Here is a 19,828-nt window from a genome sequence, read left to right as displayed (position 1 = left end):
CATAAAGCGGCTAACAAAACGTAGCGAGCGGCTGTCAGGCGGGTGCGCGCGGCGCGCAGGAGCCGCAGTGTACAAGCAGTACATGAGGACTCCGAGCACTGCACGCGCCCGCCTGGCGGACGCGCAGTAGTTTTGTTGGGTGCTTTTAGAAGGTGTAGGTGAAACCGGCCTGCACCGTACGCGGCTCGCCCGGATAGCTGTAGGCGTTCCAGGAGCTCTCGTCGTAGCCCTTGTTGAAGACGTTGCGCACGTCCAGGTTCAGCCGCAGGTGCTCGTCGACCTTGTAGAAGCTCAAGAGGTCGGTGACCGTGTAGCTGTCCATCGTGTAGTCGCTGGCAATGGTCTTCTGGCCTTCGCGTTCGCCCACGTACTTGAGGTTGGCGCCCAGTCCCAGGCCGCGTAGCACGCCGTCATGGAATTCGTAGACATTGAGCAGGTTGACGGCATTGCGCGGGATGTTGGTCAGGCGCGTGCCGCGGGCCAGGGTATTGTCCTTGGTGACCTCGGCATCGGTGAAGGCGTAGCCGCCGAGGATGCGCCAGTTGGGCGTCAGGTCGCCGGTCACGTTGACTTCGAAGCCGCGGCTGCGTACCTCGCCGGCGGCGACGTTGAAATTCGGATCGACGGGGTCCAGGGTCAGGACGTTTTCCTTGACCGTGTGGAAGATCGCCGTGTCGACGCTGAGGCGGCCGTCCAGCGCCGCCCACTTCATGCCCAGTTCGTAGGCCTTGCCTTCCTCGGGGTCGAAACCGCCGCCCAGGCGCGCCGCGCCGGTGTTGGGCTTGAACGACTTGGAGGCGCTGGCGTAGAGGGCCAATTCCGGGGTGAGGTCATAGCTGACGCCCAGGCGCGGGGTAACGGCGTTGTCGGCATTGGACCAGCTCTGACCACCGGCGACGAAGTTGTCGTAGTCGTGCTCGAAGCGCTCCAGGCGCACGCCACCCAGCACCTTGAAGCGCTCGGTGAGGGCGATCTGGTCCTGCACGAAGGCGGCCCAGGTCTTGAGGGTCTCGTGGTCGTGGGTGGGTGTACGGGTCAGGGCCGGGCGCGGCTGGCCAAGGACCGGATCGACCAGGTTGACCGGATAGGCGCTGACACTGCCCGGCGAGCGCTGGATGATGGAGCGGTAGTCATAGTCTTCCACCTCGATCCCGGTGATCAGGGTGTGGCCGAGGCCAAAGGTGTCGAAGCGACCGGTCAGGTTCAGCTGCAGGTCGCGATCGGTCCACTCCAGCTTGCGGTAGTTGAAGTTGCGGCCGAGGGTCACGCCGTCGGCCTGCACGCCGTTGGCTTCCACGGCATTGCCCTTGAGGCTGCCGTCGAGGTACTGGAAGCCGCCGGCAAGGGTCCAGGCGTCGTTCAACTGGTGCTCGAAGCGCAGCTGATAGGCCTCGCTGTCGTTGTGCAGCAGGTTGGTGGTGCCCTTTTCCCAGGCATTGGTGGAGCGACTGGCCTCGGCGCGCTGGGTCAGGTAGTTGGTGCGACCGCGATCCAGCGGGGCGTTGCTGCGGATGATGTCGGCCTCGAAGGTGATGAGGGTGGCGTCGGTGGCCTGCCAGCTCAGCACCGGGGCCACTTCGTAGCGCTCGTGCTCGACATCGTCGCGGAAGCTGTCGCCGCCTTCGGCGATCAGGTTGAGGCGATAGGCCAGGCGGCCGTCTTCATCCACCGGACCGGTGGTGTCCAGGGTGCCGCGCCGCAGGCCCTGGTCGGTGAACTGGCTGCCGAGGGTGGTCTTGCGCTCGCCCAGCGGCTGCTTGGTGACCACGTTGAAGGTGCCGCCCGGATCGCTGCGGCCATAGAGGGTCGCCGCCGGGCCGCGCAGGACCTCGACCCGCTCCAGGGTGGCGGCATCCGGCGCGCTGGGATAGCCGCGATTCATGGGGAAGCCGTTGCGGAAATATTCGGAGCTGGTGAAGCCGCGCACCGTGTAGCTGGTCAGGCCCTGACCGCCGAAGTTGTTGCCACGGCCGACGCCGCCGGCCTGGTCCAGCGCCTGCTGCAGGCGGGTGGCGGAGAGGTCGTCGAGGGCCTCGCGGGAGACCACGCTCACCGACTGGGGCGTCTCGTGCAGCGGGGTGTCGGTGCGGGTCGCACTGCTGGAACGCTCTGCCTTGTAGCCCTGTACCGGACCGGTGGGCGATTCGGCCGCGCCGACGATGGTGAGATCGGACAGCGCCTGGGGCGAGTCTTCCGCCTGCTCCTGGGCATGACCGGCGAGGGGGAGGGCACAGAGGGGCAGCAGATAGAGAGCAGGGACCAGCCGGCGCATTGTTATCGTCCTGGGGTTGGGGAGGCGGATTCTAGAGCGGGTTACAAAGTGGATACAACTGCGAGTCGTTACCGCCTGAGACATATTTTCATCGGGCTGGTCGGTTCGCTGGCGACGTCCGGCCCGGGTGTCCGCGCCGAGGCGCCGGCAGACGTCTACCGGACTCGCTGCGAGAGGCGGGGCCGACGCTTTTGCCGTAGCATGCCGCTCCTTTGCCGTCGTGACCGCCCATGAATACCGCCCCCCTTGCCCGCCTCTCCGAGCTCCTGCTTACCGCCCTCGCTTCGCCGCCCGCCGAGGCACGCCGACTGGTGCATGGACGTGGCCGGCTGCTGCCGGGGCTGGAGCAACTCACCGTGGACTGGCTGGAAGGCGTGGTGCGGGTGGGCCTGTTTCGCGAATTGCCCGCGGCCGAGCTGGAGGCCCTGCGCGCCACCCTGACCGCCCTGGGCGAGACCCCGGTGTGGATGGCCAGCGGTGCCCGCAGCCTGCTCTTACAGCATCGCTATCGCCTGGACGCCGCCAGCGAGGCGCTGATCGGCGCGCCGGTGGGGGAGCACGTCATCCACGAGGACGGCCTGAAGTTCGGCCTGGACCTCACCCGCCACCAGAACATGGGGCTGTTCCTCGACATGCGCCTGGGCCGCCGCTGGGTGCGCGAGCAGGCCGCCGGCCTGCGCATCCTCAATCTGTTCGCCTACACCTGCGGCTTCTCGGTGGCCGCCCTGGCCGGCGGCGCGGCCCAGGTGGTCAATCTGGACATGGCCCGCGGGCCCCTGACCCGCGGCCGCGAGAATCACCGACTCAATGGCCATGACCTGGGCAAGGTCAGCTTTCTCGGTCACGAACTGTTCAAGTCCTGGGGCAAGGTGCGCAAGCTGGGGCCCTATGACCTGGTGATCGTCGATCCGCCCAGCTTCCAGCAGGGCAGCTTCGCCCTGACCAAGGACTACGCCCGCATCCTGCGCCGCCTGCCCGAACTGCTCACCCCCGGCGGCCGGGTGCTGGCCTGCGTCAATGACCCCGGCGTGGGCGCGGATTTCCTCATCGCCGGCATGGCCCAGGAGGCCCCCGGGCTGGCCTTCGTCGAGCGCCTGGGCAATCCACCGGAATTCGCCGACGAGGATCCCGAGGGCGGCCTTAAAGTATTGGTGTTCCAGCAGAGACAAGCATCGTAGGTTGGATTGAGCGCAGCGAAGCCCAACGATGCCCGGGCTCGACCCCGTCTTGTTGGGCTTCGACGGTGGAGCCGTCTCAACCCAGCCTACGCTGGGTGCTCAACCCTGCTTCGGCAAGCGCCGATAGAGCTGCTCGACCTTTTCCCGTGCCCAGGGCGTGCGGCGCAGGAAGGTCAGGCTGGACTTGATGGAGGGCTCATGGGTGAAGCAGCGCAGCGGGATGCGCCGCCCGAGTTCTTCCCAGCCGTGATGCTCCACCAGGCGGGTGAGCAGGGCTTCGAGGGTGATCCCTTCCAGGGAGGGGCGGGGCTTGTCGGACATCGGCAGGGCTCTGGGTGAGGGCAGGGCAGTGTAGCCGTTGCGACGTCGCGCTGCGCAGCGAAGCGGTCGCCCGCCTGCGGAACGATGCTGTTCGATAATCGAACTGTTAGTCGATTATCGGATTGTTTGCGCCGATGGGGCTTTGTAGTCTGACCCCAGACCGCCGCACCGGGCGGCGCCGACAACAAAGACGCGAGTCGACAATCCATGGCCCAGATCCTGTCCCTGAGCGAAGCCATCCAGCGCTTCGTCCACGATGGCGAGACCGTCGCCCTCGAAGGCTTCACCCATCTCATTCCGACCGCCGCCGCCCACGAGCTGATCCGCCAGAATCGGCGCGACCTGACCCTGGTGCGCATGACCCCCGACCTGGTCTACGACCTGCTGATCGGTGCCGGCTGCGCCAAGCGGCTGATCTTTTCCTGGGGTGGCAACCCGGGTGTCGGCTCCCTGCACCGGCTGCGCGATGCGGTGGAAAAGGGCTGGCCGCACCCGCTGGAGATTTCCGAGCACAGCCACGCGGCCCTGGCCAATGCCTATGTCGCCGGTGCCTCCAACCTGCCGTTCGCCGTCCTGCGCGGCTACCAGGGCTCGGACCTGGCCAAGGTCAATCCGGACATCAAGTTCATCGCCTGTCCCTTCACCGGCGAAAAACTGGCTGCTGTGCCCAGCGTGCGTCCGGACGTCACCGTCATCCACGCGCAAAAGGCCGACCGCCAGGGCAACGTGCTGATCCAGGGCATCCTTGGCGTGCAGAAGGAAGCGGCCCTGGCCGCCCAGCGCTGCATCGTCACCGTGGAGGAGATCGTCGACGACCTCCAGGCACCGATGAACGCCTGCGTGCTGCCTACGTGGGCGCTCAGCGCGGTCTGCGTGGTGCCGGGCGGGGCGCATCCGTCCTATGCCCACGGCTACTACGAACGGGACAACCGCTTCTACCAGGCCTGGGATCCGATCGCCCGCGATCGCGACACCTTTACCCAGTGGATCGACACCTACATCCGCGGTACCGCGGACTTCGCCGCCTTCCAGGCGAAGCTGGCTGCGGAGGCCTGAACCATGAGCGACTTCACCACCAATGAAATGATGACCGTGGCCGCCGCGCGCCGCCTCGGCAATGGCAGCGTCTGCTTTGTCGGCATCGGCTTGCCGTCCACCGCGGCGAATCTCGCGCGCCTGACCCATGCGCCGGATGTGGTGCTGATCTACGAATCCGGTCCCATCGGCGCCAAGCCCTCGGTACTGCCGCTGTCCATCGGCGACGGCGAACTGGCCGAGACCGCCGACACCGTGGTGCCCACCGGCGAGATCTTCCGCTACTGGCTGCAGGGCGGGCGCATCGACGTCGGCTTCCTCGGCGCGGCCCAGGTCGACCGCTTCGGCAACATCAACACCACGGTGATCGGCGACTACCACCAGCCCAAGGTGCGCCTGCCGGGCGCCGGCGGCGCGCCGGAGATCGCCGGTTCGGCCAAGGAGGTGCTGATCATCCTCAAGCAGTCGCACCGCAGTTTCGTCGACAAGCTGGCCTTCATCACCTCGGTGGGCTTCGGCGAGGGCGGCGATCACCGCCAGCAACTGGGGCTGCCGGGCAAGGGCCCGACCGCCATCATCACCGACCTCTGCATCATGGAGCCGGAAGCCGGCACGAACGAATTCGTGGTGACCGCCCTGCATCCCGGGGTGACTCGCGAGCAGGTGGTGGCCGCCACCGGCTGGGCCCTCCGCTTCGCCGATCAGGTCGCCACCACCGAGGCGCCGACCGCCACCGAACTCGAGGCCTTGCGCGATCTGCAGGCCCGCACCACGGCGGCCCACGGCGGCCAGAAGGGAGGCGAGGAATGAGTCGCCCCGTCTATATCTGCGACGCCGTCCGCACCCCCATTGGCCGGCTCAACGGCGGGCTGTCCGCCGTGCGTGCCGATGACCTGGCGGCCATCCCGCTCAAGGCGCTGCAGGAACGCAATCCCCAGGTGGACTGGTCCGCCGTGGACGAGGTGTTCATGGGCTGCGCCAACCAGGCTGGCGAAGACAATCGCAACGTGGCGCGCATGGCGGTGCTGCTGGCGGGACTGCCGGAAACGGTGCCGGGCGTGACCCTCAATCGCCTCTGCGCCTCGGGCATGGAAGCGGTGGGCCAGGCCTACCGCGCCATCGCCCTGGGCGAGATGGACCTGGTGATCGCCGCCGGGGTGGAATCCATGACCCGCGCGCCCTATGTGATGGGCAAGGCCGACAGCGCCTTCGGCCGTGGCCAGAAACTGGAAGACACCACCCTGGGCTGGCGATTCGTCAATCCGGCAATGAAAGAGGCCTATGGCGTCGACAGCATGCCGGTCACCGGCGACAACGTCGCCGCCGACTATGGCGTCAGCCGCGCCGACCAGGACGCCTTCGGCCTGCGCAGCCAGCAGCGCGCCGCCGCGGCCCAGGAATCCGGTTACTACGCCGGGGAAATCGTTCCGGTGACCATCAAGGGCAAGAAGGGTGACGTGGTGGTGGAGCGCGACGAGCATCCGCGTGCGGACACCACCGCTGACGGCCTGGCCAAGCTCAAGCCGGTCAACGGCCCGGATCAGACCGTCACCGCCGGCAACGCCTCGGGCCTCAACGACGGCGCCTCGGCCATCATCCTGGCCTCGGCGGAAGCCGTTAAAAAGCACGGCCTGACCCCGCGGGCCAAGGTGCTGGGCATGGCCAGTGGCGGGGTGGCGCCGCGCATCATGGGCGTCGGCCCAACGCCGGCGGTGCGCAAGCTGCTCAAGCAACTGGACCTGACCATCGAGGCCTTCGATGTCATCGAACTCAACGAAGCCTTCGCTGCCCAGGGCCTGGCCGTGCTGCGCGAGCTGGGCGTGGCCGACGACAGTCCCAAGGTCAATCCCAACGGCGGCGCCATCGCCCTGGGTCATCCCCTGGGCATGAGCGGCAATCGCCTGGTGCTCACCGCGGTGCACCACCTGCAGAAGACCGGCGGCCGCCTGGGTCTCGCCACCATGTGCGTGGGCGTCGGCCAGGGGCTGGCGCTGGCGGTGGAGCGGGTGGATTCGGTTTAGGTTCGATGTTCCGGTCTTATCGCGGCCATGGGCCGCTCCTACAGGGTCCTGCTTTTGTAGGAGCGGCCCATGGCCGCGATAAGCCTCTCATTGCAGAGCGGCTAGGCCAGAAAATCGCCCCAGTTCCATTTCCACCATGCCCACACCCCCTGTAACCGCGTGTGTCTCTCCTGGTCCGATGGCGGTAGGCTGTCCTCCGTCCATCCATACCTATAATTAAGGATCTCCATGAGCACTCACCCGCATTACAGCTTCGAGGAGCGCAAGAAGCGCATCTTCGCCATCGTCGGCGCCTCGTCCGGCAACCTGGTGGAATGGTTCGACTTCTACGTCTACGCCTTCTGCTCCATCTACTTCGCCGCCGCCTTCTTCCCCAAGAGCGATCCCACCGTGCAGTTGCTGAGCACCGCCGGCGTCTTCGCCGCGGGCTTCCTGATGCGGCCCCTGGGCGGCTGGATCTTCGGGCGCATCGCCGACAAGTATGGCCGGCGCACCTCCATGGTCATCTCCATCCTGATGATGGGCGCCGGCTCCCTGGCCATCGCCTGCCTGCCCACCTATGCCAGCATCGGCGTCGCGGCGCCGGCCCTGCTGTTGCTCGCGCGCCTGCTGCAAGGCATCTCGGTGGGCGGTGAATACGGCACCACCGCCACCTACATGAGCGAGGTGGCGCTGCGTGGCCAGCGCGGCTTCTTCGCCTCCTTCCAGTACGTCACCCTGATCGGCGGCCAGTTGCTGGCGGTGCTGGTGGTGGTGATCCTGCAGCAGGTCTTGAGCGACGCCGACCTGCGTGCCTGGGGCTGGCGGATTCCCTTCCTGGTCGGCGCCGCTGCCGCGGTGATCTCGCTGTTCCTGCGGCGTTCGCTGGAAGAGACCACCACCGCCGAGACCCGCGCCAACAAGGAAGCCGGTACCCTGAGCGGCCTGTTCAAGCACCACAAGGCGGCCTTCTTCACCGTGCTCGGCTACACCGCCGGTGGCTCGCTGATCTTCTATACCTTCACCACCTACATGCAGAAGTACCTGGTCAACACCAGCGGCATGGATGCCAAGACCGCCAGTGCCGTGATGACCTGCGCCCTGCTGGTGTTCATGCTGATGCAACCGCTGTTCGGCATGCTCTCCGACCGCATCGGCCGGCGCGCCTCCATGCTGCTGTTCGGCGGCCTGGGTACGGTCTGCACCTGGCCGATCCTCACCGCGCTGGCCAGCGTCCAGAGTCCCTTCGTGGCCTTCCTGCTGATCTGCCTGGCCATGGCCATCATCAGCCTCTACACCTCCATCAGCGGCCTGGTGAAGGCGGAGATGTTCCCGCCGGAAGTGCGCGCCCTGGGCGTGGGCCTGTCCTATGCGGTGGCCAATGCGGTCTTTGGCGGCTCGGCGGAATTCGTCGCCCTGAGCTTCAAGACCCAGGGGCATGAAGAGGTCTTCTACATCTATGTCTCGGTGATGCTGGCGGTGGCCTTCCTGGTCAGCCTGAGATTGCCGCGGCAAGCCACCTACCTGCATCACGACCACTGAGCCCCGAGGAATCCCCATGTCCAACCTGCTGTTCGACGCCTACTTCACCCAGGCCGCCATGCGTGCGGTGTTCTGTGACCAGGGGCGACTGCAGGGCATGCTGGACTTCGAAGCGGCCTTGGCGCGCGCCGAGGCGGCGGTGGGGGTGATCCCCCAGACGGCGGTGGCGCCCATCGCCGCCGCCTGCCGCGCCGAACGCTATGACGCGGCCGAGCTGGCCCGGGCGGTGGTCAGCGCCGGCAACTCTGCCATTCCCCTGGTCAAGGCCCTGGGCCGGCAGATCGCCGCCCAGGACCCCGAGGCCGAGCGCCATGTGCACCGCGGTGCCACCAGCCAGGACGCCATGGACAGCGGCCTGGTGCTGCAAATTCGCCAGGCGCTGGACCTGCTGGACGCCGATCTGGCGCAGCTGGCCGAGGCCCTTGCCACCCAGGCCGAGCGTCATGCCGGCACCGTGCTGGCCGGCCGGACCTGGCTGCAACATGCGACGCCCGTGACCCTGGGCATGAAACTGGCCGGGGTGCTGGGCGCCATCACCCGGCACCGCCAGCGCCTGGCCGAGTTGCGGCCGCGGGTGCTGGTGCTGCAATTCGGCGGCGCCTCGGGCAGCCTGGCCGCCCTGGGCGCTGACGCCCTGCCGGTGGCCGAGGCCCTGGCCCGCGAGCTGGGGCTGAGCCTGCCGGAGCAACCCTGGCACACCCAGCGTGATCGTCTCGTCGAGGTCGGCGCCTGGCTGGGCCTGGTGGCCGGCAGCCTGGGCAAGCTGGGACGCGATCTGTCGCTGCTGATGCAGACCGAAGCCGCCGAGGTGTTCGAGCCCTCGGCGCCGGGCAAGGGCGGTTCCTCCACCATGCCGCACAAGCGCAATCCGGTCGGCGCCGCGGTGCTGATCGCCGCTGCCACCCGCGCGCCGGGACTGGTCAGCACCCTGTTTTCCGCCATGCCCCAGGAGCACGAACGTAGCCTGGGCCTCTGGCATGCCGAATGGGAAACCCTGCCGGAGCTGTTCTGCCTGGTCTCCGGTGCCCTGCAGCAGGCCCAGGCCATCGTCGCCGGGCTGGAGGTGGATGCCGCGCGCATGCAGGCCAATCTGGAGTTGACCCACGGTCTGGTGCTGGCCGAGGCGGTCAGCATCGCCCTCGCCGGACGCCTGGGGCGCGAGGCGGCCCACCACCTGGTGGAGCAGAGCTGCAAGCGCGCCGTCCAGGAGGGTCGCCATCTGCGTCTGGTGCTCGGCGATACCCCCGAGGTCACCGCCGAACTCTCCAGCGCCGAGCTGGATCGCCTGCTGGACCCCGCCCATTACCAGGGCCAGGCCCGGGCCTGGGTGGCCCGCGCCCTGGCCGAACATCGCACCCTGCCTACCCATTCCTAAACCAGAGGACTGCCTGATGCCCAGCGTACGTCTCGCCGATGGCGACCTGAACTACCGGCTGGAGGGCCCCGAGGGCGCCCCCGTGCTGATCCTGTCCAATTCCCTGGGCACCAACCTGGCCATGTGGGACGACCAGGCCGCCGCCTTCAGCGAGCGCTTTCGCCTGCTGCGCTACGACACCCGTGGTCACGGCGCCTCCCTGGTGACGCCCGGCCCCTATCGCATGGATCAGAACGGCCGTGACGTCCTGGCCCTGGCCGACGCCCTGGGTATCGACCGCTTCGCCTTCTGTGGCCTGTCCATGGGTGGCTCCATCGGCCAGTGGCTGGGCATCAACGCCCCCGAGCGGGTCACCCGTCTGGTGCTGTGCAACACCGGCGCCAAGATCGGCACCCCCGAAGTGTGGAATACCCGCATCCAGACCGTGGAAGCTGGTGGTGAGCAGGCCATGCGCGACCTGCGCGACGCCTCCATCGGCCGCTGGTTCACCCCTGACTTCGCCAGCGCTGAGCCGGATAAGGTCGACCGCATCGTCGCCATGCTCGCCGGCACCTCGCCCCAGGGTTATGCCGCCAACTGCGCGGCGGTACGCGACGCCGACTTCCGCGAGGTGCTGGACGCCATCCAGGCCCCGACGCTGATCGTCGCCGGCAGTCATGACGCCGTGACCACCCCGGCCGACGGGCGCTTCCTGCAGGAGCGCATCCCCGGCGCCGAGTACGTCGAGTTTCCCGCCGCCCACCTGTCCAACGTGCAGATGGGCACTGCCTTTACCCAGCGCGTGCTGGCCTTTCTCAGCGCCTGAAGGAGTCGATCTTGGACGAAAGAGAACGTTACGAAGCCGGCATGCAGGTCCGCCGCGCGGTGCTGGGCGACGCCCACGTCGATCGCAGCCTGGAAAAGCTGACCCCCTTCAACGAAGAATTCCAGGAGATGATCACCCGCCACGCTTGGGGCGATATCTGGACCCGCCCGGGTCTGCCGCGGCACACCCGCAGCCTGATCACCATCGCCATGCTGATCGGCATGAACCGCGAAGGCGAACTGCGCCTGCACCTGCGCGCCGCCCGCAGCAACGGGGTGACGCGGGAGGAGATCAAGGAGCTGATCATGCAGAGCGCCATCTACTGCGGCATCCCGGCGGCCAATGCCACCTTCCATCTGGCGGAGGCGGTATGGGGTGAGTTGGGGGTGGAGTCGCTGGAGGGGTGAGTTTCCCCCCTTTGGCCCCTGTTTGGATGATGCCCGCCGGGTTGGATTCGGCGGGCGTTGGTTGTTGGGCGTAGGTTGGGTTGAGCGTTAGCGAAGCCCAACGCCTGTGCTATTGGGTGCCAGGGCTGGTTATCGAGTGCTTTGAAGGTTCTTGTTTCGCCCACCCGGGCGACTCACTTTTTGCAGTCGCCAAAAAAGTAAGCAAAAACGCTTGCCCCGACCATCCGGCCCTCCGCTTCGCTCCGGGTCCGCTCACACCAGTGCCGTTCCGGGGTCGGTCCAGATGGGCCGTCCCTGGCCCACTGGACCTCTCGCCGCATCCCTGCGGCTCGACCCACTCCACGACGCTGGCGTTCGCCCTGCTGAACGGGGCGATTCACGCGCCTGATGCCTTGGGTGCAAACCGGTAGGGTGGACAACGGCGTAGCCTTGTCCACGTGTTAAGCGTTACTCCCTAAGTGGAAAACGCTGCGCGGTTTTCCACGCTACGAATCTTCTGAATACGTAAGCCTCAGGCTGGCGCTCCGTCCCCGTCAGTGAGGCCGAACTGTTGGGGTGTGCTTTCTTTTGCTTACTTTTCTTTGCACCGGGCGGCGATCCGCAAGCAAAGAAAAGTGAGTCGCCGGCCAGGCGAAACCAGGGGCATCAGCAGAACTCAATAAACAGCCAGGGCACCTGCACGGCGCGCAGTTCAAGGCTGAAATCATGCCCTTATCGCGGTCATGGACCGCTCCTACAGCAGGAGTTTGAAACTGTAGGAGCGGTCCATGACCGCGATAGGGCAGTCGCTCTGTACGAAGGCAGCCCTGCCCAGCCACAGGGCCTCAGGCCCCTTACTTGGTCACTACCCGCGTAATCCGGTCCCCCTCGGCATCATCCTGCCCCTTGGCCTTGTTGACCGCGTAGACCACGCCCTTGCCATCCACCACCGCGTGGTTGGGGTAGGTGCCCAGTTCCAGGTTGGCCTTGATGGTGCCGTCCGGATCGACCACGGTCAGGGTGCCGGCGCCGCGGTTGGTCACGTAGGCCAGGCGCTTGACCGGGTCGAAGGCCACGTTCAGCGCTCCGGCGCCGGTGGTGACGTTGTGCAGGGTCTTGCCGGTCTTGGCGTCGACGATCAGCAGGTTGTCGCTGCCCTGGGCGGTGATGAACAGGCGATCGGTCTGGGGATCGTGGGCCACGCCCATGGGGGTCTTGGCGCCCTGGATCGGGAAGACCTTCTCGACCTGCTCGGTCTTGGCGTCGATCACCGCGGCTTCGTTGGTCTTCAGGCTGACGGCGTAGAGCTTGTGCACCGCCGGGTCCAGGTGCATGCCGACCACGGCGAACTGCTCGCCGCGCACGCCCGATTCGATGGCGATGTGCTTGCGCACGGCCGGGGTCTTGGCGTCGAAGCTGACGATGTCCGGGGTCATGGCCGCCGAGGCGAAGGCGCGGTCGAGTTTCTCGTCGACCACCACCGTGTGGGCATGGGGCACGAGGCCGGGTTCGAATTGCTTGACCAGGCCCAGGTCGCTCTGGCGATAGACCGTCACGGTGTTCTGCCGGGTATTGGTGGTCCAGACGGTGCCGTTGCGATCGTCCACGCCCACGCCGTAGACGGCGTAGACACCGGCGTCCTCGCCCGGGGCGGCGGCCGGGGTGATCTGGCGCTGGATGGACAGGTCCTTGGGGTCGAGCTTGAGCAGCTGCGAGACCTTGACCGGCGGGCGGCCCACGGCCGAGGTGACGAAGAGGGCGCCGGTCTTGGCGCTGCTGTCCACCTGGTAGAGGCCGGGGACCAGTTTGACCGCGGTGAGGCTGTAGGCCTCGGCGCCGGACAGCGGCACCACCGGCGAGACCTTGAGCGGAAAGACCGCGGCGCCCGAGGGCTGGGCGGTGCTGATGACGATGGGATGCTGGCCGGGGGCGGCGTCTTCGGGGATGCGGATGGTCGCCTTGAAATTACCCTGGGCGTCGGCCACGTAGGCGGCGTCGGGGTTGAGCGCCACGCCACCGCGCGACAGGGTGATCTGCTGACCGGGGGTGAAGCCGCGGCCGTCCAGCGCGACCTCGCTGCCGGCCAGGATGGCGGTGCCGCTGACGGGACTGGCCTTGATCTCGCCGTGGTAGTCCGGATCGGGGGCTTCGAAGCTGGAGCGCGCCTGGGCGGCCTGCCCACCCAGCGCCAGCAGGGCGGCCAGCAGGGTGACGGAAAAGACGCGCCGGCCCTTGGCCGAAGACGCTGGAGCGATGTTCATCAGGGATTCCTTGTAGCGGCGATCAAGATACCCGCGCCAGAGCGCCGGGCAGCGGAGGCCCTCCTGGGCTAGGCCATGTTAAGGCGAAAGCGAAATACTTGCATTTAGATTTGCAGGTTTTACGCGAGGTCGCTGTCCGGGGTATCGAGGGTGCGCTGCATCAGGCAGGCGCCGGCGCCATAGCCGGCCAGCTTGGCCTCGAGCGCGGCGTCGGCCGGAACCGGGTGATAGTGATGGCGCTGCCAGTAGCCGATGGCGTTGGACAGCGACACCAGTCGCCCCTGGCGCAGGCGGGCGCGTCGGGCCTGGCCCTTGGCGTGGCGATAGAGCCGCCCGGCCACGCCCTGGCCCTGGGCGGCGGGGTGCACGGCGCAGTCGTGCAGGAACCAGGTCGAGGCCGCGCCCGGCAGCTGCTCCAGGCGGGCGCCCAGCACCGGTGGCAGGCCGTCGTCCCAGGGATAGGCGATCAGATAGCCCTGCAGCCGCGCCTCGGCGTCCAGGGCCGCCCAGCAGTGTTCCGGGGCGAGCTCCAGGCGATTGGCGTAGAAGGCGTGGTCTTCGAGCAGGTCGGCGGGGTAGTTGGCCGCCTGGATGGCGAGGACGGCCGGGAGGTCGGCGGGGCGCAGCGGGCGTATCGAAGGCATGACGAGGCGGGGGAAAAGGTCCGGCCGGGCAGTATGGTCACTGCCCGGCCGGGAGGCAAACGCCTCGGAGCCGTGGGTGGTGAGTCCCGTCGCTAGCCTGCGCCTTGGCGCGGGGACCTGGATTCCAGCGGCGACCTTGGCGTGCCTGGCGCCGCCGCCGGCCCTAGGCCTTGGCGATCAGCCGCGAATTACGCTCGTTCCTGAAGTGCAGATCTTCGATCCGCTGGGTCGCGGTCTCGGCTTCCTGGCGGGCGGCGAGGATGAGGTCGTGGTGCGGGGACTTGGCGCAGACCGGGTCGGCGTTGCGGGCATCGCCGGTGAGCATGAAGGCCTGGCAGCGGCAGCCGCCGTAGTCCTTTTCCTTCTCGTCGCAGGAGCGGCAGGGCTCGGGCATCCAGTCGTAGCCGCGGTAGACGTTGAAGCCGAAGGAGTCGTACCAGATGTGCCTGAGGTCCTGCTCCTTCACGTTGGGGAAGGCGATGGGCATCTGCCGGGCGCCGTGGCAGGGCAGGGCGGTACCGTCCGGCGTGATGGTGAGGAACAGCTTGCCCCAGCCGTCCATGCAGGCCTTGGGGCGCTCTTCGTAGTAGTCCGGGGTGACGAAGATCAGCTTGCAGGGGTGGTTCTCGGCCTTGAGGCGCGCGCGGTAGTCATTGGTGATGCCTTCGGCGCGCTCCAGTTGGGCCCTTGTCGGCAGGAGACCGGCGCGATTGCGCTCGGCCCAGCCGTAGAACTGGCAGGTGGCGAGTTCGACGAAGTCGGCTTCCAGGGACAGGCAGAGGTCGATGATCTGGTCGATGCGATCGATGTTATGCCTGTGGGTGACGAAGTTGAGCACCATCGGATAGCCATGGGCCTTGACCGCCTTGGCCATGGCCAGCTTCTGGGCGAAGGCCTTCCTAGAGCCGGCCAGCAGGTTGTTCACCTGTTCGTCGCTGGCCTGGAAGCTGATCTGGATATGGTCCAGGCCGGCTTCCTTGAATTCGGCGATGCGCGCCTCGGTGAGGCCGATGCCGGAGGTGATGAGGTTGGTGTAGTAGCCCAGCCGGCGCGCCTCGCGGATCAGCTCGGCGAGGTCCTGGCGCACCAGGGGTTCGCCGCCGGAAAAGCCGATCTGGGCGGCGCCCATCTCTCGCGCCTCGGCCATCACCTTGAACCACTGTTCGGTAGTCAGCTCGCGACCCTGGGCGGCGAAGTCCAGGGGATTGGAGCAATAGGGGCACTGCAGCGGACAGCGATAGGTGACCTCGGCCAGCAGCCACAGCGGCAGGCCGACAGCCGGTTTGCCTACTTTTGGCGGTTGCGGCAACTGCATGGGCATGCCCGGCAAGCTGGTGCTAGCCGAGCAGGAGCCAGTGCTCTGCACGGGCGACCTCCATGAATTGTTCGACGTCGGCGCCCAGCTCGGGCACGCCGGGGAAGCGTTCGTCGAGGACGGCGATGATGGCGGCCACGTCACGCTGGCCGTCGATCAGCCCGCCGATGGCGGCGGCGCTGTCGTTGAGCTTGATCATGCCCTCGGGATAGAGCAGCACATGGGCGTCCTGCGCCGGCTCGAACTGGAAGCGATAGCCGGGGCGCCAGCGCGGCACCTGGGTGCGGTCGAAGCTCATAGGTCGATTCCTCGGTGCCAGCGGCGCTCGGCGGTGACGCTGTGATAGGGCGGGCGGTGCAGTTCGTAGGCCATGCTCATGGCGTCGAGCATGGTCCAGAGGATGTCCAGCTTGAACTGCAGGATCTCCAGCATGCGCTGCTGGGACTCCCAGGTGGTGTAGTGCTGCAGGGTGATCTGCAGACCGTGCTCGACGTCGCGCCGGGCCTGGCCCAGGCGGGTGCGGAAGTACTCGTAGCCGGCCGGATCGATCCAGGGATAGTGGGTCGGCCAGGCGTCCAGGCGCGACTGGTGGATCTGCGGCGCGAACAGTTCGGTCAGGGAGCTGCTGGCGGCTTCCTGCCAGGAGGCGCGACGGGCGAAGTTGACGTAGGCGTCCACCGCGAAGCGCACCCCGGGCAGCACCAGTTCCTGGGAGAGCACCTGCTCGCGGTCCAGGCCGGTGGCCTCGGCCAGGCGCAGCCAGGCCTCGATGCCGCCTTCGCTGCCGGGCTCGCCATCGTGGTCGAGGATGCGCTGCACCCATTCGCGACGGATCTCGCGATCCGGGCAGTTGGCCAGGATGGCGGCGTCCTTGAGCGGGATGTTGACCTGGTAGTAGAAGCGGTTGGCCACCCAGCCCTGGATCTGCTCGCGGCTGGCGCGGCCCTGGTACATGGCCACGTGATAGGGGTGGTGGATGTGGTAGAGGTCGCCCTTGGCGCGCAGGGCGGCTTCGAATTCGGCGGGCGTAAGGGCGTCGGGCATGGCGTTCACAACTCGATGGACATGCCGTCCCAGGCGACTTCCACGCCCTGGCGCGCGACGATGGCGCGTTCGGGGGAGTCTTCGTCCAGGATCGGATTGGTGTTGTTGATGTGGATCAGCACCTTGCGCTGGCGCTCGAAGCCGGCCAGCACCTCCAGCATGCCGCCGGGGCCGCTCTGCGGCAGGTGGCCCATCTCGGTGCCGGTGCGGGTGCCCACGCCGCGACGCTGCATCTCGTCATCGGTCCAGAGGGTGCCGTCCACCAGCAGGCAGTCGGCCTGGCCCATCAGCTCCAGCAGGGCGGCATCCGGCTGGCCCAGGCCCGGGGCATAGAACAGCTTGCCGCCGGTGCGTCGGTCGTGGACCAGCAGGCCCAGGTTGTCGCCCGGGTGCGGATCGTGGCGATGGGGCGAATAGGGCGGCGCGGCGCTGCGCAGCGGGAAGGGCGTGAATTCCAGATTCGGACAGGCCGGGATGGTGAAGCTGCCGCTCAGGGCGATGGGCTGCCAACTGAGCCCGCCGTTCCAGTGTTCGAGCATGTTGAACAGCGGAAAGCCGGTGGTGAGGTCCTGGTGGACCATCTCGGTGCACCAGACCTCATGGGGGCAGCCTTCGCGCAGGCTGAGCAGGCCGGTGGTGTGGTCGATCTGGCTGTCCAGCAGGACGATGGCGCGGATGCCGGTGTCACGCAGGGCCCGCGCCGGCTGCAGCGGGGCGAAGCCGGCCAGCTGGGCGCGGATGTCGGGCGAGGCGTTGCACAGGATCCAGTTCACCCCGTCGTCGGACAGGGCGATGGAAGACTGGGTACGGGCCTGGGCCCTGAGGGTGCCCTTGCGGAAGCCGTCGCAATTGACGCAATTGCAGTTCCACTGGGGAAAGCCACCGCCGGCGGCGGAGCCGAGAATCTGGATATGCATGGGAAAGGCTAAACCTGGAAAAAGTACGCCCCGGCGAACCGGGGCGTGGGGCGCATCAACGGTTGGCGAAGTACATGGTGACTTCGAAGCCGATGCGCAGGTCAGTGTAAGCAGGCTTGGTCCACATGGGAGGTCTCCTCTTTTGACTGCGAAAGCCGGAAGGATCCGGTCGTCAAGTCTAACAAATGTTACCTAGCTAAGGGTTTTTGCCGCGACGAATCGCTGGCGGTCCGGCGGACATAACTGTCTTACCGATCCTGCAACAGATTGACCGCCAAGGCCGGCCGACGCTCCCGGGAAAGTGTTGAAAGCTATGACATCCAGCCGGATGGCGCGTGGGCATTGGCCAGGGCGAAGCGCGGCGCGTCGCTGGCGGTGAGTTGTTGCCAGGCCTGCTGCAGAGCCTCGGCGTCCAGGGCGGCCAGGGCCTGCTGCAGGGGGGCGAGATCCAGCGCCCCGCTGCGCTGGAAGCCCCACCAGAGTCGCTCGGCCAGGGCGGCGCGCTGAGGGGTGGCGGGGCTGAAGTCGCGCCCCAGCTGACCGATGTCTTCTGCCAGCGTAGTGGCCTCGGCCTGCACCGCGTTGCGGCTGTCGGCCAGGCAGCCTTCGATTTCCGCGAGGATCTCCGCCGCCCGGGCCTGGGGCGACTGCACGCCGATCAGCAGGCCACCGTGATCGCCCAGCAGGCGATAGGCGGAAAACACCGCATAGCCCAGTTGTCGCTCGCTGCGCAGGCGCTGGAACAGCGGTCCTTGCAGGCGCGCTGCGAGCAGTCGCCAGGCCGCTTCGGTAGCGGGACGCGCATCGGGTTGCGGACAGAACAGCAGCAGCGCCTGCTGGGCGTCGGCGCTGGGTTCGTGGTGCCAGTGGCGACCGGTGCAGCCCGGGGGTTCGCCCAGCGGCGCTGCCCGAGGCTGAGGCGGCGGCGTGAGGGCGGCCAGGGACGCCTGCGCCGCCTCGGGCAGGCCACAGGCCAGGGCCTGCCAGCGCGGGTCTGCTTCATTGCTTGTCAGCCGCATGACCGCATTTAGTCGCTCGGGCAGGACCTTGAGCAACTGGCGGATCAGCATGGGCTCGATCGAGGCTGCGGGGAGCGGCTGGGAAAGGTCCAGCGCGTTCGTCAGGCGGCCGAGCGCCTGCTCCAGCACCGCCGGCAGCGCCATGGCCCAGCCCTGTAGCCGCAATTCCCAGGGCGTCCCGGGCGGACTCCAGCGCAGGCTGACGCCCGCCTCGGCGGCCAGCCGGGGCAGCGTGCCCAGCACCCGGACATCGGGCGCGACCGGTGCCGGTCCCGGCCATTGCCAGCGCAAAAACAGCAGGCCTTCGCGCTGCTGGGGGGCGAGGGCCTGGCTGATCGGCCAGGACTGCCTCATCGGGGCGCTCGGCGTGACGGGGTCGGCGAGCAAAGGATTGATCGGAGGCAGGGCAAAGGGGGCGGCGACGGGAGCTGTTATGCACGGGGAGTCGGCCAGGCCGGCGGCGAAGCCGCTGAGGCGCTCGGTGACCAGTTGCGCGAGCAGCCGGGGCCAGGCGGCCTGGGCGGCCGGGGAGAGCGCCGGTTGTGGCCAGGCGTTTCCTCGCCGATCCAGCCAGAGGCGCTCACCCAGGCGCCTTGCCAGCCCCAGGGCGGGTAGGGTGGCCCAGAGGCGCCGGACCCGTTCGGCGTGGCCCTGCTGCAGTGCGGCGAGGGGTGTCTGGCGCAGGGCGTCCAGCCAGGGGCACAGGATGCCGGTCAGGTGGCTCGGGCTGGCCTGGGGGCCGGGCGCGAGATCCAGTCGGAGCAGGCCCTGGCGGGCCTGTCGATAGGGCCAGGCGAGGCCCAGTCGTTCGGCCTGGCCGGCTTGGCGCAGGAGGGCCGGCAGGCCGCCGGAATGGTCGCCGAGCAGCAGGGTTTCCAGCAGCTCCGCCGCTTCCCAGCTGCCGGGTGGCAGGTCATCGAGGGCGAATTGTACGGCCAGCGTCGGGGGCGTTGTGGCGGTGGTCTGCCAGCGTTCGCCTGCAGCCGGAAGTGCTTGCGGCGCTACGGCGCTGGGCGCCGGGCCAGGGGGCAGCAGGGCGCCCTGTTCCCGGGCCAGGTCGACCAGTTCGGCCAGCGGTTGCGGCCCGGCCAGCACCAGCAGGGCGTTTTCCGCCCGGTAGTGCTGGCGCTGGAAGTCGCGCAGGGCCGCCTGGAAGGCCGGGCTCTGCAGCGGCAGGCTGTAACGGTTGCCTGCATGGAAGCCGGCGGCCGGATGGTCGGCGGGCAGTCCGGCGGCCAGCGCCAGGTCGCGGCGGGTATCGGCGCTGCGTGACCAGGCGATGAATTCGGCGTGCAGCACCTCGCGCTCGCGGCGCTGGGCGTCTGCTGCCAGCAGCGGCGCGGCGAGCATGTCCAGCAGCCGGGCGAGCCCGGCGGCCAGGTGCTCGGGGGCCAGGGCGAAAAAGAAGTCGGTGGTGGTCTCGCGGGTGCTGGCGTTGAGTTCACCGCCGAGGCGCTGCACCAGCGGCATCAGGCCGTCCGTCGCCGGATAACGGCGGCTGCCGAGAAAGAACAGGTGTTCGAGAAAGTGCGCCAGCCCCGGAAAGGCCCGCGGCGCCTGGTGACTGCCGGCGCCGATGCGCACCAGGGCGGCGGCCCGGGGGGGGGCGGGGGGGGCCCCCCCCCGGGGGGTGGGGCCCCCCCCCCCCCCGCGGGGGGCCCCACTTCTACGCGGGGGGCTCGAACGCGGGGGCGGCCCGCCTCTCCGGGGTCAA

The 19,828-nt window shown here is 68.1% G+C and carries 17 protein-coding genes, 1 other RNA gene and 1 pseudogene; 8 read left to right on the top strand and 11 right to left on the bottom strand.

The features are described from left to right. Window positions 1–8 precede the first annotated feature (8 nt). A non-coding RNA gene (locus DBY63_RS05435) (sX9 sRNA) lies at window positions 9–84 on the bottom strand. A gap of 61 nt (window positions 85–145) precedes the next feature. Continuing rightward, complete coding sequence (locus DBY63_RS05430; protein WP_108581446.1) at window positions 146–2,272, bottom strand: TonB-dependent siderophore receptor; 2,127 nt, start codon at window positions 2,270–2,272, stop codon at window positions 146–148. Between the two features lie 230 nt (window positions 2,273–2,502). Between DBY63_RS05430 and DBY63_RS05425 the strand changes: the two genes are divergently transcribed. Then, window positions 2,503–3,450: a class I SAM-dependent methyltransferase gene (locus DBY63_RS05425; RefSeq protein ID WP_112298113.1), complete on the top strand. Its 948-nt coding sequence runs from the start codon at window positions 2,503–2,505 to the stop codon at window positions 3,448–3,450. A gap of 99 nt (window positions 3,451–3,549) precedes the next feature. Here the strand turns inward: DBY63_RS05425 and DBY63_RS05420 are convergent, their stop codons facing one another. Continuing rightward, the gene (locus DBY63_RS05420) at window positions 3,550–3,771 is read right to left on the bottom strand and encodes a VF530 family protein (protein WP_042137422.1); all 222 of its coding nucleotides are present in this window, start codon (window positions 3,769–3,771) and stop codon (window positions 3,550–3,552) included. Between the two features lie 207 nt (window positions 3,772–3,978). Between DBY63_RS05420 and DBY63_RS05415 the strand changes: the two genes are divergently transcribed. From DBY63_RS05415 to pcaC, 7 genes are all read left to right on the top strand, one after another. Further along, the gene (locus DBY63_RS05415) at window positions 3,979–4,827 is read left to right on the top strand and encodes a CoA transferase subunit A (RefSeq protein ID WP_027598792.1); all 849 of its coding nucleotides are present in this window, start codon (window positions 3,979–3,981) and stop codon (window positions 4,825–4,827) included. A gap of 3 nt (window positions 4,828–4,830) precedes the next feature. Further along, entirely contained in the window at window positions 4,831–5,616 is a 786-nt protein-coding gene (locus DBY63_RS05410) for a CoA-transferase subunit beta (protein WP_027598791.1), read from the top strand. Next, window positions 5,613–6,827, top strand: coding sequence for a 3-oxoadipyl-CoA thiolase (gene pcaF, locus DBY63_RS05405; protein WP_108581444.1), 1,215 nt, complete (start codon window positions 5,613–5,615; stop codon window positions 6,825–6,827). The genes DBY63_RS05410 and pcaF overlap by 4 nt, the downstream gene beginning before the upstream one ends. A 228-nt stretch (window positions 6,828–7,055) precedes the next feature. After that, a complete protein-coding gene (locus DBY63_RS05400; RefSeq protein WP_027598789.1) occupies window positions 7,056–8,348 on the top strand; it encodes an MFS family transporter in 1,293 nt (430 codons plus the stop codon). A 16-nt stretch (window positions 8,349–8,364) separates the two neighbouring features. Continuing rightward, entirely contained in the window at window positions 8,365–9,723 is a 1,359-nt protein-coding gene (locus DBY63_RS05395) for a 3-carboxy-cis,cis-muconate cycloisomerase (RefSeq protein ID WP_108581443.1), read from the top strand. Between the two features lie 16 nt (window positions 9,724–9,739). Next, window positions 9,740–10,528: a 3-oxoadipate enol-lactonase gene (gene pcaD / locus DBY63_RS05390; RefSeq protein WP_108581442.1), complete on the top strand. Its 789-nt coding sequence runs from the start codon at window positions 9,740–9,742 to the stop codon at window positions 10,526–10,528. Between the two features lie 11 nt (window positions 10,529–10,539). Beyond that, window positions 10,540–10,935 carry a 4-carboxymuconolactone decarboxylase gene (gene pcaC / locus DBY63_RS05385; RefSeq protein WP_108581441.1) on the top strand — a complete coding sequence of 132 codons (396 nt, stop codon included), beginning with the start codon at window positions 10,540–10,542 and terminating at the stop codon, window positions 10,933–10,935. Window positions 10,936–11,768: 833 nt separating this feature from the next. Here pcaC and DBY63_RS05380 read toward each other — a convergent pair. The 8 genes and pseudogenes from DBY63_RS05380 to pqqF all read right to left on the bottom strand — a co-directional run. Beyond that, on the bottom strand, window positions 11,769–13,175 hold the full coding sequence (locus DBY63_RS05380; protein ID WP_108581440.1) for an ATP-binding protein: 1,407 nt from the start codon (window positions 13,173–13,175) through the stop codon (window positions 11,769–11,771). A 119-nt stretch (window positions 13,176–13,294) separates the two neighbouring features. Then, window positions 13,295–13,819 carry a GNAT family N-acetyltransferase gene (locus DBY63_RS05375; RefSeq protein ID WP_108581439.1) on the bottom strand — a complete coding sequence of 175 codons (525 nt, stop codon included), beginning with the start codon at window positions 13,817–13,819 and terminating at the stop codon, window positions 13,295–13,297. A gap of 163 nt (window positions 13,820–13,982) precedes the next feature. Next, complete coding sequence (gene pqqE / locus DBY63_RS05370) at window positions 13,983–15,134, bottom strand: pyrroloquinoline quinone biosynthesis protein PqqE (RefSeq protein ID WP_108581438.1); 1,152 nt, start codon at window positions 15,132–15,134, stop codon at window positions 13,983–13,985. 22 nt (window positions 15,135–15,156) lie between these two features. Further along, window positions 15,157–15,432 carry a pyrroloquinoline quinone biosynthesis peptide chaperone PqqD gene (gene pqqD / locus DBY63_RS05365; RefSeq protein WP_007161090.1) on the bottom strand — a complete coding sequence of 92 codons (276 nt, stop codon included), beginning with the start codon at window positions 15,430–15,432 and terminating at the stop codon, window positions 15,157–15,159. Beyond that, a complete protein-coding gene (gene pqqC / locus DBY63_RS05360) occupies window positions 15,429–16,178 on the bottom strand; it encodes a pyrroloquinoline-quinone synthase PqqC (protein ID WP_027598782.1) in 750 nt (249 codons plus the stop codon). Before pqqC ends, pqqD begins: the two co-directional genes overlap by 4 nt. 5 nt (window positions 16,179–16,183) lie before the next feature. After that, window positions 16,184–17,095 (bottom strand): pyrroloquinoline quinone biosynthesis protein PqqB, encoded by a 912-nt coding sequence (gene pqqB, locus DBY63_RS05355; RefSeq protein WP_027601037.1) that lies wholly within the window; start codon window positions 17,093–17,095, stop codon window positions 16,184–16,186. A gap of 55 nt (window positions 17,096–17,150) precedes the next feature. Beyond that, a complete protein-coding gene (pqqA, locus tag DBY63_RS05350) occupies window positions 17,151–17,222 on the bottom strand; it encodes a pyrroloquinoline quinone precursor peptide PqqA (RefSeq protein ID WP_003243383.1) in 72 nt (23 codons plus the stop codon). A 184-nt stretch (window positions 17,223–17,406) separates the two neighbouring features. Continuing rightward, a pseudogene (pqqF, locus tag DBY63_RS05345) lies at window positions 17,407–19,710 on the bottom strand (pyrroloquinoline quinone biosynthesis protein PqqF); the annotation flags it as partial. Between the last annotated feature and the right edge of the window lie 118 nt (window positions 19,711–19,828).

Source organism: Pseudomonas sp. RIT411, from assembly GCF_003057735.2.
GTDB lineage: Bacteria > Pseudomonadota > Gammaproteobacteria > Pseudomonadales > Pseudomonadaceae > Chryseomonas > Chryseomonas oryzihabitans.
This window is presented reverse-complemented; position numbering and strand designations above follow the sequence as displayed.

Excerpts from the sequence above, each read along its gene's own strand:
- DBY63_RS05430 (WP_108581446.1), bottom strand. The coding sequence starts at position 2,272 with ATGCGCCGGCTGGTCCCTGCTCTCTATCTGCTGCCCCTCTGTGCCCTC.
- DBY63_RS05425 (WP_112298113.1), top strand. The coding sequence starts at position 2,503 with ATGAATACCGCCCCCCTTGCCCGCCTCTCCGAGCTCCTGCTTACCGCC.
- DBY63_RS05420 (WP_042137422.1), bottom strand. The coding sequence starts at position 3,771 with ATGTCCGACAAGCCCCGCCCCTCCCTGGAAGGGATCACCCTCGAAGCC.
- DBY63_RS05415 (WP_027598792.1), top strand. The coding sequence starts at position 3,979 with ATGGCCCAGATCCTGTCCCTGAGCGAAGCCATCCAGCGCTTCGTCCAC.
- DBY63_RS05410 (WP_027598791.1), top strand. The coding sequence starts at position 4,831 with ATGAGCGACTTCACCACCAATGAAATGATGACCGTGGCCGCCGCGCGC.
- pcaF (WP_108581444.1), top strand. The coding sequence starts at position 5,613 with ATGAGTCGCCCCGTCTATATCTGCGACGCCGTCCGCACCCCCATTGGC.
- DBY63_RS05400 (WP_027598789.1), top strand. The coding sequence starts at position 7,056 with ATGAGCACTCACCCGCATTACAGCTTCGAGGAGCGCAAGAAGCGCATC.
- DBY63_RS05395 (WP_108581443.1), top strand. The coding sequence starts at position 8,365 with ATGTCCAACCTGCTGTTCGACGCCTACTTCACCCAGGCCGCCATGCGT.
- pcaD (WP_108581442.1), top strand. The coding sequence starts at position 9,740 with ATGCCCAGCGTACGTCTCGCCGATGGCGACCTGAACTACCGGCTGGAG.
- DBY63_RS05380 (WP_108581440.1), bottom strand. The coding sequence starts at position 13,175 with ATGAACATCGCTCCAGCGTCTTCGGCCAAGGGCCGGCGCGTCTTTTCC.
- DBY63_RS05375 (WP_108581439.1), bottom strand. The coding sequence starts at position 13,819 with ATGCCTTCGATACGCCCGCTGCGCCCCGCCGACCTCCCGGCCGTCCTC.
- pqqE (WP_108581438.1), bottom strand. The coding sequence starts at position 15,134 with ATGCAGTTGCCGCAACCGCCAAAAGTAGGCAAACCGGCTGTCGGCCTG.
- pqqD (WP_007161090.1), bottom strand. The coding sequence starts at position 15,432 with ATGAGCTTCGACCGCACCCAGGTGCCGCGCTGGCGCCCCGGCTATCGC.
- pqqC (WP_027598782.1), bottom strand. The coding sequence starts at position 16,178 with ATGCCCGACGCCCTTACGCCCGCCGAATTCGAAGCCGCCCTGCGCGCC.
- pqqB (WP_027601037.1), bottom strand. The coding sequence starts at position 17,095 with ATGCATATCCAGATTCTCGGCTCCGCCGCCGGCGGTGGCTTTCCCCAG.